This window comes from Rhodococcus sp. 06-418-5, from assembly GCF_002258285.1.
Classification (GTDB): Bacteria; Actinomycetota; Actinomycetes; order Mycobacteriales; family Mycobacteriaceae; genus Rhodococcoides.
Genome location: NZ_NOYE01000031.1, coordinates 148,019 through 161,941, shown reverse-complemented (window position 1 = coordinate 161,941; position 13,923 = coordinate 148,019). Strand labels below are relative to the sequence as shown.

The following is a 13,923-nucleotide window of genomic DNA, read 5'->3' as shown; positions in this document are numbered from 1 at the left end:
GTCGTCACAATCGGCCGCCCTTCGTCAGGTTCATGAATACGTCCTCGAGCGACTGATCGTCGCGTCGAACGCCGTAGACGCCTGCGTTCGCGCCGACGAGCTCCGCCACCACCTGTGCGATACCACGATCGTCGATGCCGGAGAGCCTCAATGTATGGTCGTCGACCTGCACCGGGATCTTCTGTTGCAGAACCGAACTCGCGCGGCTGGGATCGATCGCGTCGATGAGCACGTCCGGAGTGGAGGCGGCGAACAGCTCGTCGCGGGTGCCTTGGAAAATCAGGCGGCCGTGGCTCAGGATTCCGAGCATGTTCGCCGTCTTGTCGATCTCGCCGAGCAGATGGCTCGAGACCATCACTGTCACACCGTGTTCGGCGAGATGACGGAGCAAGCCGCGGATCTCTTCGATGCCGGCCGGGTCCAAGCCGTTGGTGGGCTCGTCCAGGATCAGAAGTCGTGGTTCGCGCGCGAGTGCCATCGCAATGCCCAGGCGCTGTTTCATTCCCAGCGAGTAGTTCTTCACCTTCTTGTCGAGGTGTTCCTGCAGACGGACGGTGGCTACTGCCCGCTCGATCTGCTCGGCGCGCAATCCGAGAGAGCGCTGCACGATACGAAGGTTCTCCGCACCCGTGAGATGTCCGTACCCGGGCGGAGCTTCGATCAGTGATCCGATGTGCGAGAGCACTTCGCGGCGGGTGCCGTGATTCATCGGCCTACCCAGGATCTCCACCTCACCCGAGGTCGGTCGAATCAGGGACAGCAGCATTTTCATGGTCGTCGATTTGCCCGATCCGTTCGGACCGAGAAAGCCGTAGACGCAGCCCTCAGGAATGCGAAGGTTCACGTCGTCGACGACGGTATGCGTGTCGTAGCGCTTGCCGAGGCTGTGAGTTCTGACGATGTCCATGCCTCGACTCTGGCGCGTCGATCATCGGGAGTCGTCGCACGAGAGTATCGAGATCCTCATACTCGAGGATGACGCCGCACGTACCTCTACGGCGCCAGGCGCGACAAATTCTTCGAGATGCTCGACGTCAGTGCCTTACCGACGATCGCAGCGAGTCCGGGGACGGGCGCGTCGAATCCGATCGTGTAGTCGAGCTCGGTGCCGCCGTCGGTGGTGGGCGTCAACTTCTGCACGCCCCAGTGGCCGCGTAACGGACCGCCCTTGGTGATGCGGTACTCGATCAGCGAATTCGGCTCGGAGGTGATCGTCGTTTCCTCGAACGCCGGTAGCGGGCCGAGTTTGAGACTGCGGGTTGAGCCGACTCCATTGCGTGAGGTGTCACCGTCCCGAACCCGGCGGATCTTGGCCATGAACAGCGGCCCGAGGTTCTCGTGTTCGGACAATGCCGCGAAGACGACCTCGGGCGGTGAGGAGAACCGATGGGTGACATGAACGCGGGTGGGGGTCGGCATGGGTCGTGAGATCCGTTCGCTCGGCTGCGGGTAGGGACGACCTACAGTACGCCAATATCGGTGCCTCGCCCGTGTTGGGCGGCGGTAATCATGTGGCAGCGGATCCCCTCGAAAATGCGTGCGCCACAATGTAATTTCGCGATCCAATGAGGCTGGGATTTGCTCTGCAGTGGCGCGATGGGCGACTCGGCTGCGACGTGTTCGGAAGATACGCGAAGCGTACACAGGGAAAGTGCATCCACCGATCTCGGAGAATGTGGGGACGGAATGATGTCAGGTGGGCTGAACTGCCGCGGCGAGAGCAGCCGCGGCGCTGCCGAATACATTGACGAGAGCGTCTACGGTCTGCCGGTCGGCGTCGTGTCGATGCACGAGTGTCACCCGCCGCAGTTCGTCGGGTACGCCATCTATCCCGAGGAGCGCGACGCCAACCGGGAGCGAGGGGAACAGTTCGGCCGGAATCGTGGTCACCCCGACATTCTCGGCGACAAGCGCGAGTTTCGTGTTCCAGTCGCGGGCCCAGTGCCGAACTCGTGGTCGTCCTGGAAGGCCCGGCCATACGCCGAGCTGAGGTTCATCGGAGCCGGACGGGGTTGCTATCCATGCTTCCCGGGCAGCTTCTTCGTAGTGGACCGACCGCAGGCCGGAGAAACGGCCGTTCGCACTGGCAGCGAGCATGAGTCGGATGTCCAACAAGGCGTGCCCGACCAGTGGGGGAGCTTCCTGATCGGGAGAACGGTAGGGCTGACGTTCGGCGATCAGAGCGCCGTCCAGTGACCCGGATCTGACTCCGCGCACGAGCGCCGGCGTGGTTCCCTGCCTGGTGCTCACTTCGAGGTCGGCATGCGCGCTGCACAGTGCTGCGATGGATCGCGGCAGCAGGGCGGAGCCGGCGGCAGAGAACGCGCCGAGCCGAAGCCGACGGAGCGAGGGGATCGTCGGTCGAATGTCCTCTTGGGCCTGATCCAGGGCGTTCAGAGCAATCACGACCTGGCGCAGCACCATGCTCCCGGTGTTGGTCAACCGCACACCGCCTCGCACGCGATCGAAGAGCTTCGTGCCCAGCTCGCGCTCGGCTGCGGCTACCTGACGGGAGACTGCGGACTGGGTATACCCAAGTTCTGCAGCGGCCGCTGTGAAGCTGCGGCGCTCGGCGACGGTCCGGATCGTTCGCAACGAGCCCAGGCTCAGTTCCATGCTCGATGAGCATAGTAGGTATGCATGACTGTCGCTTTTCGCATGGCCGATTGCCGCCTAAATTCGAGGACATGGACGAGAACACGGCGGGTCCGGAGCCCGTAACCCCGACGGACCTCGGGTGCGAACTGGGCGGCCGACTGCGGCTGCTGGCTCCGGAACAACTGACGAACCCCCAGCGCGAACTACACGACCGATTGACCGCAAGCCGCGTCTCCCGCGGGAACAGCAATGGCTATCGAGCGTCGTTGGAAGACGGTCGGCTCATCGGCCCTTTCAATGCGATGCTGCGGATCCCCGACATCGCTGGGCCGCAACTGGACTGGGTGGAATCGATTTCCTCCGGCAGGCTACCCGCCGCGGTGCGAGAAGTTGCGATCCTCACCGTGGCGACCGAATGGAACGCCGCCTACATCCTTTACGCGCACCGCATTAGCGCCCGCGTTGCCGGTGTCTCCGAACGCACTGTTGCCGAGCTGACCGCACAACGGACTCCGCACGGATGGCCGGTCGAGGAACGGCTGGCTCACCAGCTGGCCCTCGCGCTCGTCCATGATCACGACGTGCCCGACGAGCTCTACGCCGAGCTCGTCGGCTTTTTCGGTGAGCAGCGACTCGTCGAACTCGTCGAACTCGTCGGCCAATATCTAACGACATCGGCGATCACCACGTGTTTTCGCGTACCCGCGCCGAACGACCACACCTGATTCGGACCGGAACCAGGATCCACTCACCTGACAGGAGCTACACCATGCCTTTCACCACCATAGAGTTGCACGAGGGTTCATACGACGCTCAGCAACGCGAGGCGATTTCAGACGCGATCCATGACGCGATGATCGAGACTCTCGCCATCCCCGAAGACGACCGCATCCACTTCTTTCATGTGCTGCCTCGAGGCAGCATCTTTCACGAGCGCGTGATGTTCGGCGTGCCTCGCACGGAGCGGCTGTTCTTCCTCACCTTCTCGTTCAATACGCGCTCAGCGCGGCTGAAGAACGCTCTGTACGAGTCGACGGTCAGGCATCTGGCCGCTACCGCAGGGGTGCAGAGCGACGAGGTGGTCATCCGGATTGTCGAGACTGCGAGCGAAAACTGGTGGGCAGAGGGTCGTAGCGTCGACCCGGAGACGGGCTACGACACCCGTATGACAAACGTCCCCACCTGACGCAAGAGTTCGAGCGATGATGTCGGCTTGTTCGGTTCGGTGCCCGACGGTGCCATCGAGGAGCCGTCCCCGCGGCGGGTGGCCATGTCGAACGAGATGATGGTGGGGGTGAACGCGAACCTCGCCGATAGTTTCAGCGCCGCCCGCGGGCCGGCCGACGACAAGGATCTGAGGATGTGGCTGCCCCGTTTCGCCCTGGAGGACTGGTTCGCCCGATACAAGCCCGAGTGCGACGTCAACATCGGAAGCTCGGACGTCGAACCGGTCACGGTCGCCGATCTGCTCGAACCCGATACCCGCGTCGGTGACGTTTCGCTTGAATACGGCGGCGCGAGTGGCTCGCTCGCACTGCGGGAGCAGGTCTCCGAGCTGCATCCCGGCACTGGTGCATCCGATGTCCAGTGCACGACGGGTGCGACCGAAGCAGTCCTCGCCCTCTACTCCGCCATACTTCGGCCCGGCGATCATGTGGTCGTTGTCACGCCGGTGTACCAACTGCTCGTCGACCTGCCCACGGCCCTCGGTGCGACCGTCACCGAGGTCCCTCTGGTCCGTGACGGCGAACGATGGGTGCTCCCTGCGATCGCGGTTGCCAACGCCGTCCGGAACACCACCCGCGCCATCGTGGTGAACTCGCCCAACAACCCGACCGGCTGGACGGCAACCGACACGCAGCTCGCCGAGCTCGCCGTTCTCGCCCACGACATCGGAGCGGTCCTCGTCAGCGACGAGGTGTATCGCGGCATCGGGCCGGTCACGTCCACCGCTGTTCAGCTGCATGCAAGCGCTGTCGTCGTCGGATCGGTGTCCAAGACCTATGGGACGGCCGGGCTGCGAGTGGGGTGGGTGGTCACCCGCGACGCTGAACTGCGCGACAGCTTGCGCACCGTCCGATACTGGACCACATTGTCGTCATCGCCGCTAACCGACTCGATGGCCGTCCACACCTTGCGCGCCGCATCGCGACTGCTCGATCGCGCCAATCGGATCGTCGACGTCAACGCCGATCTCGTCCGCGACTTCGTTGCGGCTCGCGACGATGTCGACCATGTCGCACCCCAGGGCGGCACCACCGCCTGGGTCGAGCTGCTCGCACACGACGCCGAGGACGTCGCCCGTCGCCTGGCCGTCGAGCATCGTGTCTTCACCGTGCCCTCGAAAGCTCTATGCACACCGGGGCACCATCTGCGTATTGGCCTGGGACGGGTCGATCTCGAGCGTGGACTATCCGCTCTGACCCGCATCCTGGAGGACCCTCGGAGTCGTCGGTGATCAGTTGTCGCGAATCGGTCAGCGTAGGCGCGGCTCCTGCAAGGCCGCGCGAGCGCGGGTGACCAGTGGGGACGGATCCCCGGTGCGCGTTGCCGACACCACCGTCGCAGGCGGTACACCGGAGAGTGGAACGAGAACCACGTCCGGGCCGGCGGCTCGAGCCTGACTCGCGGTGACGACCGCCAGCACGTCGCCGTTCAGCACCATCTGCCAGGTGTCGTCCAGAACGTCCATGACGGGTCCGACGGGCGCATCGGCCTCTCGCATCGACGCGAGACTCCAGAACGCGCGCACGTCGTCCGGGAGTCCGCGTAGATCGGGCAATGGCTCACCGGCCAGATCGGCGACGGTGACCGACTCACACCCGGCAAGCCGATGACGTGCATGCATCGCGACCAACCTCGGTTCGTCGTAGAGCCTGTCCACCGTGATCCCGTTCTGCGGGAACGGAAGCCGGGCTACGACGACGTCGAACTCGGTACCCAGGAGTGTTTCGCCCGGTCGTCGCCAGCCCAGGTAGCGGGTGTGCACCGACGCGGCCGGGAACTCGTCACGCAACGTCTGCACCGCAGCGGAGACGTCGAGTCCGGGGGCAGTCGCGATGGTCAGTCCACCGGACTTCCCGCTGACGGCGGCGACCGCGTCGGCAGCAGCCCGTAAGAGCCCCCGGGCGTGGGGCAGGAATGCCTCGCCCTCGACAGTCAACCGGGCCCCGGCGGGAGTTCGGTCGAACAGGTTGGTGCCCAGGTGTTGCTCGAGCGACCGGATCTGGCGTGACAACGAGGGTTGGCTGATGCGCAGCATGGACGCCGCCCGGCCGAATCCGCCGCAGTCCGCGACGCACACCGCGTAGCGCAACACCCGTAGATCGAGGTCGAAGGAGGCAGACGGCACAGCTTCATTATCCGCTGCAGCCGCATGTATGCCTTCACGGCACCCCGCCGTCCGGAACAGGTATTGGACGCATCCGGTTCTCGATTGCAGGCTGGATGCATGCCCGCTCCCGCTATGACCGATCACCTGCCCGCACTGACCTTCCTCGTCTCGATCGAGCTGTGGGGTCCGGCCCACGTGCCGCTCTACGCACCGATGGCTGCGGCGTGGCCGATACCCGGCGACGACCCGCACAGTCGGTCGTGGTCGGAATATGGCGTGCACACCGGTGCCCGGACCCTGCTGAAGCTGCTCGCCGAACATGGTCTCCGAGCCACGGTGGTCGTCAACGGTGCTGTCGCCGAGCAGTACCCCGACCTTGTCCGATCCGTACACGACGCGGGTCACGAGGTCGCTGCCAATTCGTGGACACAGGACGTCGTACCTGCGCAATTGGGCGAGGCGACCGAGCGTGCCAACTTGTCCCGCTGTACCGACGCGATAACCGCGATCACCGGTCAGCGCCCGGTGGGCTGGATGAGTCCACGTGCATCCCGCTCGCCGAAGACGGAGACGCTGTTGGCCGAGCAGGGGTACCTCTGGTGCGGAGACCACGCCGACCGCGACCGTCCGGTCATCATCGACACCGATCGTGGACCGCTGGTGCAGATGATGCACAGCGATTACTCCGACGTGCGTAACGGTGGCGATCCGCTCCGCTATCGCGACCTGCTCGTCGAGTTGGTCGACGTTCTCTGCGCAGGCCCGACAGGCGGTACTGCGACGATCGCGCTGCACGCACACGTCGGCGGCCGTCCTCTGCTCGCATCGATGGTGGGCGAAATCTTCGGGCTGGTCGCCCGGCGCAGTACCCAACTGCGGATCATCACGCGAAGGCAGCTGGCGGCCGAGTTGTTGGCGGCGCGCCAGTGACGGGCGATGCGCCGACAGTCGTCCTCGGCGGCACGGGCGCGATGGGATCCCGGGTCGTCCGCCGCATTCTGGCAACTGGCACCGGGGACGTGCGGGTGCTCACGCGTGCACCGTTGTCACCGAAAGCGCGAACGCTGGCCGAACTGAGCGATCGGGTACGACTGGTCCCGGGCGATCTCGACGACTCGGTGAGTCTGGAGGTGGTGATGGCAGGTGCGGCCCGAGCATTCTGCAACACCGACTTCTTCGCCACCGGTAGCGTCCCGGGCGAGATCCGACAGGGAAGGGCCGCTCTCGAAGCCGCCCGCGCCGCGGGCCTCGACCGGGTGGTGTGGTCGTCGCTGGACAGCGCCGCCGGTTTGACCGGCGGTGCCGTTCCGGTACCGCACTACGACTCGAAAGCCGCGGTTGCAGCATGGATCGCGGCACACCGAGCCGACGAGGCAATGCGGCTCGTCGATGACGGCTTCTTCACCCATCACGTCTCGATTCTCACGACAGCGCCGTATTTCGAGAACTTCACCGACAAGCTGTCGCCGATCCGGCGATCACTGCGCGACGGCCGGGACGGGTTGCACTTCGCATTGCCGCTCGGCGATGGGCGCTATCCTCAAATCGCACTCGACGACATCGCATGGTTCGTCGACCACATGCTGCGTCACTGGCAGAGTTGGGGTGCTCGCGATCTCGCCGTCGTCGGCGATAGCCTCACCGGTCGCGAGATCGCTGCCACATTCGAGGAGATCACAGGTGTCGCGTGTGAGTACCTCGACCTGAAACTGGACGTGCTCGCCGCGTCGATGCCCGAGGTAGGCCACGACTACGCCGCGCTCGCCGCATTCCTGCAACGACGCGACGTCTTCGCTCTCGACCGCGACGTCGCCGTATTGCGCCGCATGCATCCTGGGTTGCAGACGTTCCGTGACTGGTTGGTCGCGGACGGGGCAACTGCGGTGTTGGACTCCGCGAGGAGATGATCGAGACGTGTCGCACGCTCCGCACTGAAACACGAGATGTCGCCTTGCAGAGCACCCGACGAGGCCACTGTTGAAATGGAATGAACTGCTGAACACGATGCGAGCATTGTGTGCTTCGCGAACCACTTCGATTTCGATCGGCCCGGCGATGCCCCGGCACCGAAAAGAGAGGAATGGTCCATGACCGGCTTGTCGGTTTCCACAATCGAGTACGACACCACCCGCGCGCTGTTCGACGGCACCGTGCCGCTGCCCACCGGAACGACCTTGTCGACCAGGCCTACGTTGCCCGAGGTCTTTCGCGATGTCCTGACCGGTCAGGCGGATATCGGGGAGTTCGGACTGACCTTTCTGCTTCGGGTGCTGGAACAAGGCTCCGACCTCGTGGCCCTGCCCGTGTTCCCGAACCGGGTCTTTCGACACTCATGCATCTTCGTGCACCGAGGCAGTGGGGTCATCGGGCCCTCCGACCTCGTGGACCGCACCATCGGCGAATTCGGGATCTACGGTCAGGATTCCGGTGTCTGGGCCAAGGGCATGCTCATGGACGACTACGGATTCCTGCCCGAACGCAATCGCTGGATCATCGGTGGCCTCGACCGTTCGGCCCCGCCCTTCGACTTCATTCCTCGCCCGATTCCAGCAGACCTCGACCTCTCCGCCGCGCCCGAAGGCCGCAGCCTGAGCGACATGCTCGTTACGGGCGATCTCGACGCCCTCTTCACCGCCAATGTTCCGCAACCGTTCCTCGACGGCTCCCCAGACATCGTCCGCCTCTTCCCCGACTACGAAGAGCGTGAGCGCGACTGGTTCGCGCGAACCGGGTTGTTTCCGATCATGCACGCGGTCGTCGGCCGCCGACTGCTGTTCGATGAGAACCCAGGCCTGGCCCGCAGCGTGTACAACTCCTACCTCTCGGCCAAGTACGTGGCCGCAGAGGCCTACCGAGAGCGCAACCGACTTTTCGAGGTACACACGATGTTGCCGTGGGCCAACTCGCTATTCGAACGAAACCAGCATTTGCTCGGTCATGATTGGTGGCCGTACGGCATCGACGCCAACCGTCACGCACTCGATACCAATCTGCGGTACCACTACGAACAAGGTCTGACTTCGCGCCGCTGGAACCTCGAGGAGCTTTTCCTCGACGAACTGATGGACACGTGAGTGCAAGTGGGACCGTTTGCCGGTCGCTGCAGGCGTCGATCGAACAGTGCGAATACGGGCGCGAATGGAGCGCGAGCTGAATGTTGGGTCACCCGCGCTCAGGTGACTCAGAAAAAAGTAGCCCTGGCCGGATTCTTCCGGCGAGGGCTACTTTTCGTTGGTCCAACTGTCGGGGTGGCGGGATTCGAACCCACGACCTCTTCGTCCCGAACGAAGCGCGCTACCAAGCTGCGCCACACCCCGTGTACCGCTGGAGAAGTCTAACTCACGACTGCCTCAGAACGCGAAACGCCCTCGTCGGAGACGTTTTTCGGACCCATTCTGGGGGCCGGAGTCAGCGTGATCAGGGTTGCCTCGGGCCGGCAGCAGAACCGTGCGGGCGCGTAGGGCGAGGTTCCGATGCCCGCAGAGACGTGCAGCTGAGTGTGTGCGCCCCACTTGGACGGCCCCTTGACGCGCGAACGGTCGATCTCGCAGTTGGTCACCAGGGCACCGTAGAACGGCAGGCACAGCTGGCCGCCGTGGGTGTGACCGGCGAGGACGAGGTCGTAGCCATCCTGGGCGAACTTGTCCAGCACGCGTGGCTCCGGCGAATGGGTGATGCCCAGGCGCAGGTCTGCCAGCGGGTTCGGCTGGCCGGCGATGGTGTCGTAGCGGTCGCGCTTCAGATGCGGATCGTCGACGCCCGCCGACGCGATCCGCACCCCGGCAACCTCCAGTTCGCGGCGTACGTGCGTCACGTCCAGCCAACCCCGCTCGGAGAACGCGGCGCGCAGATCGCGCCAGGGCAACGAGTCGCCGGTGGTGCGCTTGTGATTCTTGTCGAAGTACTTGAACGGGTTCTTCGGCTTGGGCGCGAAGTAGTCGTTGCTGCCGAACACGAACAGACCCGGCCGGGCCAGCAGCGGCCCCAGTGCCTGTACGACGCTGGGCACTGCGCGCTGGTGCGAGAGGTTGTCTCCGGTGTTGACGACCAGATCGGGGTCGAGGCGGTCCAGCTCACGCAGCCAGTTCTGCTTCATCCGCTGGCCGGGCATCATGTGCAGATCGCTGATGTGCAGCACGCGGAGCGTCGCCGAACCCGGCTCGAGCACCGCCATGGACGTCTCGCGCAGCGTGAACGCATTGCGCTCGATGAGTGTGGCGTATCCGACGCCGAGCGCGGCGGCTCCTGCGGTCCCGATCACCGAACTCTTCAGCGGTGACGCTCTGACGGCATCTCGCGCCAGCTCTGCGGCAGAGCGCAGTTGCGTGGAGGCACTGCGCAGTTGCGTGGAGGCACTGCGCAGTTGCGTCGAGGTGCGGAGAAACGAGGGACTGAATTGTGCGGACACCTCATCCACGATACGGCAGCAACCGGATATGGACGTGCGAGCCGACGACTGCGCCGCGTAGCGTTTCCGCCATGTCCGAACTCAAGGCCCGCCTCCGTACCGACCTCACCGCAGCGATGAAGGCGAAGGACAAACTCCGCCTGGCAACGCTGCGCATGATTCTCGCCGCCATCCAGACCGAGGAGGTCTCCGGCAAGGAGGCCCACGACCTGACCGACGACGACGTTCTCAAAGTGCTTGCCAAGGAAGCGAAGAAGCGCGGCGAGTCGGCCGAGATCTACACGCAGAACGGCCGCGGCGAACTCGCTGCCAACGAGCGCGCCGAGGCGCAGATCATCGACGAGTACCTGCCCACTCCGTTGACCGACGAGGAACTGGCGAACATCGTCGACACCGCCATCGCGCAGGTCGCCGAGGATCTCGGGGAGCGACCGGCGATGAAGCAGATGGGTCAGGTCATGAAGATCGCGTCGGGACTCGCCGCGGGCAAGGCCGACGGATCGCGCCTGTCGAAGGCTGTCAAAGACCGCTTGTAGTGCGCTCCGCGCAGTGGTGCGGTTGCGTGCCCCCTGGGGCACATAACCGCACCACTGCCGTAGGCACTACCGAGGAACGGTGATACCGGGGATCGCCGGGATCTGGATTCCCGGCGGCAGATCCGGAATCTGAATGTTCGGCAACGAGGGCGTCGGGGCCGGGGCAGGCCGAACCGAACCGTCACTGACGTAGATCGTGATGTTCGACCCGGGGACCGCCGAGCCCGACGGCGACGTCGACACCACGGTGCCGCGGGCCGCCTGGTCGGCCGTGGTGGCCACCGTCACCTGGAAGCCCGCACCCTGCAGGGTCGCGGTTGCCGACGACTGGCTCTGGCCGGTGACGTCGGGTACCTGGCCGTTGGCCGAGCCGCGGACGTATTTCTGGTCGACGGGTGGCAACGAGACGGGTCCGAAATTGTTGGCGATCGGGCTCATCGCGTCGAACCATGTCCTGGCCGGTTCGTTACCGCCGTACAGGTTTCCGGACCCGCAGGGCCGCAGCGGGAACGAGCAGATCTCGCTGGGTGTCGGAGAGTCGCCGTAGGTGTAGACGGCCGCGGCGTAGTTGTTGGTGAAGCCGAGGAAGCCGGACGACCGGTGCGACTCGGTGGTGCCGGTCTTGCCGGACATCGGCAACGTCCAGCCGACCGATCCTGCGGCGGATGCGGACGTGCCGCCTGCCTGGTCGTCCTTGCTCATCGCGTTGGCGAGAGTGTTGGCCAGTCCGGGCTCGACGACCTGCTCACAGGCCTGCTGGGTGACGGGAACGGGCTTGCCCTCGCGATCGAAGACCGAGTCGATCGGGGTGGGCGGGCACCACTTGCCGCCGGAGGCCAGCGTGGCCGCAACGTTGGAGAGCTCGAGGGGGTTCACCCAGGTGGGTCCGAGGGTGAACGAGCCGAGGTTCTGGTCCTTCTGGAAATCGGCCATGGACTGGTCGGTTCCCGAGGAACCGGGGTTCGTGTACGAGCGCAGGCCGAGGCGGACGGCCATGTCGACCGTCGGGGTGACCCCGACCGACTCGATCAGCTTGACGAACGCCGTGTTGGGGGACTGGGCCAAGGCGTCGGTGATGGAGAGGGCGGGCGGGTAGTTGCCGGCGTTCTCGACGCAGTACGTCGCTGCCGGGCAGTTCCGTGCTCCGCCGTCGCCGACGCCCTTGACCTCGACACGACGCGGAACCTGCAGCGTTGCGCTGGTGCCGAGTCCGCGTTCCATCGCCGCGGCGGTGGTGAAGATCTTGAAGATCGAGCCCGCGCCGTTGCCGATCAACGAGTACGGCTGCGGCTGAACGGTTTCGTCGGCATCGGCGTCGAGTCCGTAGGTGCGGCTGCTGCCCATCGCGAGGATGCGGTGTTGATCCTGTCCCGGTGCGACGACGTTCATCACCGTGGCGACACCGTCCAGCGAGGGGCTGGTGTTGCCGACCAGGGCGGCCTTGGTGGAGTTCTGCACCGAGGGGTCGAGCGTCGTGCGGATGAGGTAGCCGCCCTTGTCGATCTGCTCCCGGCTGATGCCTGCGTCGGCGAGGTACTGCAGTGCGTAGTCGCAGAAGAATCCGCGGTCACCTGCTGCGATGCATCCGCGGGGCAGGGTCTGGGGGACCGGCAGTACACCGAGCGGCTCGGACTTGAGGGCGGCGAGCTCGTCGGCGCGTTCGGGGAGGTTCTGGATCATCGTGTCGAGCACGGTGTTCCGGCGCTCGATCACGCCCTCCTCGTTGGTGTACGGGTTGAGCGCCGAGCTGGACTGCACCATGCCCGCGAGCATCGCGGCCTGGACGGCGCTGAGCTGGCTGGCGTCGATGCCGAAGTAGGTCTGGGCCGCGTCCTGGATGCCGAAGGACGCGTTGCCGAACGGCACCAGGTTGAGGTATCGGGTGAGGATCTCGTCCTTGGTCAGTTCCTTGTCGAGCGTCAACGCCATGCGGATCTCGCGGATCTTGCGGGCGGGGGTCGTCTCGATGGCCGCGCGGCGCTCGGCGTCGGTCTTGGCCACCACGAGCAGCTGATAGTTCTTCACGTACTGCTGATCGATGGTGGATGCGCCCTGCTCGACCTGCCCACTGGTGGTGTTGGTCAGGAACGCTCGGAGCGTGCCCTGCCAGTCCACACCCTGGTGCTCGGCGAAGCGGCGGTCCTCGATCGAGACGATGGCGAGCTTCATCTCGTTGGAGATCTGGTCGCTCGGCACCTCGAATCGACGCTGCTCGTACAGCCAGGCGATGGGCGTGCCGTTGACGTCCGTCATCGTCGAGACGGCAGGCACTGCGCCTTCCACCAACTCGGCCGAGACGTTGTCGACGGTATCGGCGGCGCGGTTGGAGGCGTACCCGAACCCGCCGGCCAAGGGGAACATCACGCCGGCGAGCAATGCACCGGCGAGCGCTGAACATCCGGCGAGCTTCGCCACGGTTTTTCCAACTGACACAGAGCACAGCGTACGTGGGTACCGCTCGGACCGGCAGAGGCCTGCATGCGCTGTGTGCTGCGCCCCTGCTCGGGACGGCCGTACCAGAAATGTGACCTCGCCGTCTTGCATTCGGGGCTCGCGTTACCTAAATTATGAACACGGTGTGATTCGCATAACACTTGATAATGAATGTGGGGCAGCTCCTAGAATTTGTGCTTCGACCGACGAGGTACAAACCGCTTCGAGCCTCCGGGACGTCCAGTGAGGACGTCCGCAACGCAAAGGGGTATCCGCATGCACACGACAACAGCGCCGACGCGACTCGATGTAGAAGAAGCAGAGGCACGCATCGCCTGGGTGTCGCACGCCCGTTGCAAGGGCACTGACCCGGACCAGCTCTTCGTCCGGGGTGCAGCGCAGCGCAAGGCCGCCACCATCTGCCGGCACTGCCCGGTACTGATGCAGTGCGGAGCGGATGCACTGGACAATCGCGTCGAGTTCGGTGTCTGGGGTGGCATGACCGAACGCCAACGCCGGGCGCTGCTCAAGCAGCACCCCGAGGTCGACTCCTGGTCCGAGTTCTTCGAGACCCAGCGTCAGCAGCAAGCAGCTATCTAGGCAATGCCGGGCAC

14 protein-coding genes and 1 tRNA gene are annotated in these 13,923 nt (G+C 65.0%); 8 read left to right on the top strand and 7 right to left on the bottom strand.

Annotation, left to right across the window (positions count from 1 at the left end; all coding sequences use genetic code 11):
- Positions 1-4 precede the first annotated feature (4 nt).
- The 3 genes from CH274_RS22085 to CH274_RS22075 form a co-directional block, all read right to left on the bottom strand.
- Positions 5-907, bottom strand: a complete 903-nt coding sequence (locus CH274_RS22085; protein WP_094658940.1) for an ABC transporter ATP-binding protein — start codon at positions 905-907, stop codon at positions 5-7.
- 86 nt (positions 908-993) lie between these two features.
- Positions 994-1,419, bottom strand: coding sequence for an SRPBCC family protein (locus tag CH274_RS22080; RefSeq protein WP_052049550.1), 426 nt, complete (start codon positions 1,417-1,419; stop codon positions 994-996).
- 273 nt (positions 1,420-1,692) lie between these two features.
- A complete protein-coding gene (locus CH274_RS22075) occupies positions 1,693-2,616 on the bottom strand; it encodes a LysR family transcriptional regulator (RefSeq protein WP_094658939.1) in 924 nt (307 codons plus the stop codon).
- Positions 2,617-2,687: 71 nt separating this feature from the next.
- Here CH274_RS22075 and CH274_RS22070 point away from each other — a divergent pair, with 71 nt between their 5' ends.
- Genes CH274_RS22070 through CH274_RS22060 form a run of 3 tightly spaced genes read left to right on the top strand, consistent with a single transcriptional unit; the run spans position 2,688 to position 5,056 of the window.
- On the top strand, positions 2,688-3,323 hold the full coding sequence (locus tag CH274_RS22070; protein ID WP_094658938.1) for a carboxymuconolactone decarboxylase family protein: 636 nt from the start codon (positions 2,688-2,690) through the stop codon (positions 3,321-3,323).
- Between the two features lie 44 nt (positions 3,324-3,367).
- On the top strand, positions 3,368-3,784 hold the full coding sequence (locus tag CH274_RS22065; protein ID WP_094658937.1) for a tautomerase family protein: 417 nt from the start codon (positions 3,368-3,370) through the stop codon (positions 3,782-3,784).
- A gap of 27 nt (positions 3,785-3,811) precedes the next feature.
- A complete protein-coding gene (locus tag CH274_RS22060) occupies positions 3,812-5,056 on the top strand; it encodes an aminotransferase class I/II-fold pyridoxal phosphate-dependent enzyme (protein WP_094658936.1) in 1,245 nt (414 codons plus the stop codon).
- An 18-nt stretch (positions 5,057-5,074) separates the two neighbouring features.
- Here CH274_RS22060 and CH274_RS22055 read toward each other — a convergent pair whose 3' ends face one another.
- The gene (locus CH274_RS22055; protein ID WP_256993663.1) at positions 5,075-5,950 is read right to left on the bottom strand and encodes a LysR family transcriptional regulator; all 876 of its coding nucleotides are present in this window, start codon (positions 5,948-5,950) and stop codon (positions 5,075-5,077) included.
- A gap of 99 nt (positions 5,951-6,049) precedes the next feature.
- Here CH274_RS22055 and CH274_RS22050 point away from each other — a divergent pair, with 99 nt between their 5' ends.
- From CH274_RS22050 to CH274_RS22040, 3 genes are all read left to right on the top strand, one after another.
- Positions 6,050-6,862 (top strand): polysaccharide deacetylase family protein, encoded by an 813-nt coding sequence (locus tag CH274_RS22050; RefSeq protein WP_256993662.1) that lies wholly within the window; start codon positions 6,050-6,052, stop codon positions 6,860-6,862.
- The gene (locus CH274_RS22045) at positions 6,859-7,839 is read left to right on the top strand and encodes an NmrA family NAD(P)-binding protein (protein ID WP_256993661.1); all 981 of its coding nucleotides are present in this window, start codon (positions 6,859-6,861) and stop codon (positions 7,837-7,839) included. Before CH274_RS22050 ends, CH274_RS22045 begins: the two co-directional genes overlap by 4 nt.
- Before the next feature lie 180 nt (positions 7,840-8,019).
- The gene (locus tag CH274_RS22040) at positions 8,020-9,006 is read left to right on the top strand and encodes a 4,5-dihydroxyphthalate decarboxylase (protein WP_094659135.1); all 987 of its coding nucleotides are present in this window, start codon (positions 8,020-8,022) and stop codon (positions 9,004-9,006) included.
- 169 nt (positions 9,007-9,175) lie between these two features.
- On the opposite strand, the gene CH274_RS22035 is transcribed toward CH274_RS22040, so the two are convergent.
- Both CH274_RS22035 and CH274_RS22030 read right to left on the bottom strand, forming a co-directional pair.
- Positions 9,176-9,249: transfer RNA gene (locus CH274_RS22035), tRNA-Pro, on the bottom strand.
- Between the two features lie 17 nt (positions 9,250-9,266).
- Positions 9,267-10,235 (bottom strand): metallophosphoesterase, encoded by a 969-nt coding sequence (locus tag CH274_RS22030; protein ID WP_032395561.1) that lies wholly within the window; start codon positions 10,233-10,235, stop codon positions 9,267-9,269.
- Between the two features lie 176 nt (positions 10,236-10,411).
- Between CH274_RS22030 and CH274_RS22025 the strand changes: the two genes are divergently transcribed.
- On the top strand, positions 10,412-10,876 hold the full coding sequence (locus tag CH274_RS22025; RefSeq protein ID WP_032395267.1) for a GatB/YqeY domain-containing protein: 465 nt from the start codon (positions 10,412-10,414) through the stop codon (positions 10,874-10,876).
- A gap of 66 nt (positions 10,877-10,942) precedes the next feature.
- Here the strand turns inward: CH274_RS22025 and CH274_RS22020 are convergent, their stop codons facing one another.
- On the bottom strand, positions 10,943-13,291 hold the full coding sequence (locus CH274_RS22020; protein ID WP_032395266.1) for a penicillin-binding protein: 2,349 nt from the start codon (positions 13,289-13,291) through the stop codon (positions 10,943-10,945).
- A 294-nt stretch (positions 13,292-13,585) separates the two neighbouring features.
- Here CH274_RS22020 and CH274_RS22015 point away from each other — a divergent pair, with 294 nt between their 5' ends.
- The gene (locus tag CH274_RS22015; RefSeq protein WP_008712729.1) at positions 13,586-13,909 is read left to right on the top strand and encodes a WhiB family transcriptional regulator; all 324 of its coding nucleotides are present in this window, start codon (positions 13,586-13,588) and stop codon (positions 13,907-13,909) included.
- The last annotated feature ends 14 nt before the right edge of the window (positions 13,910-13,923 follow it).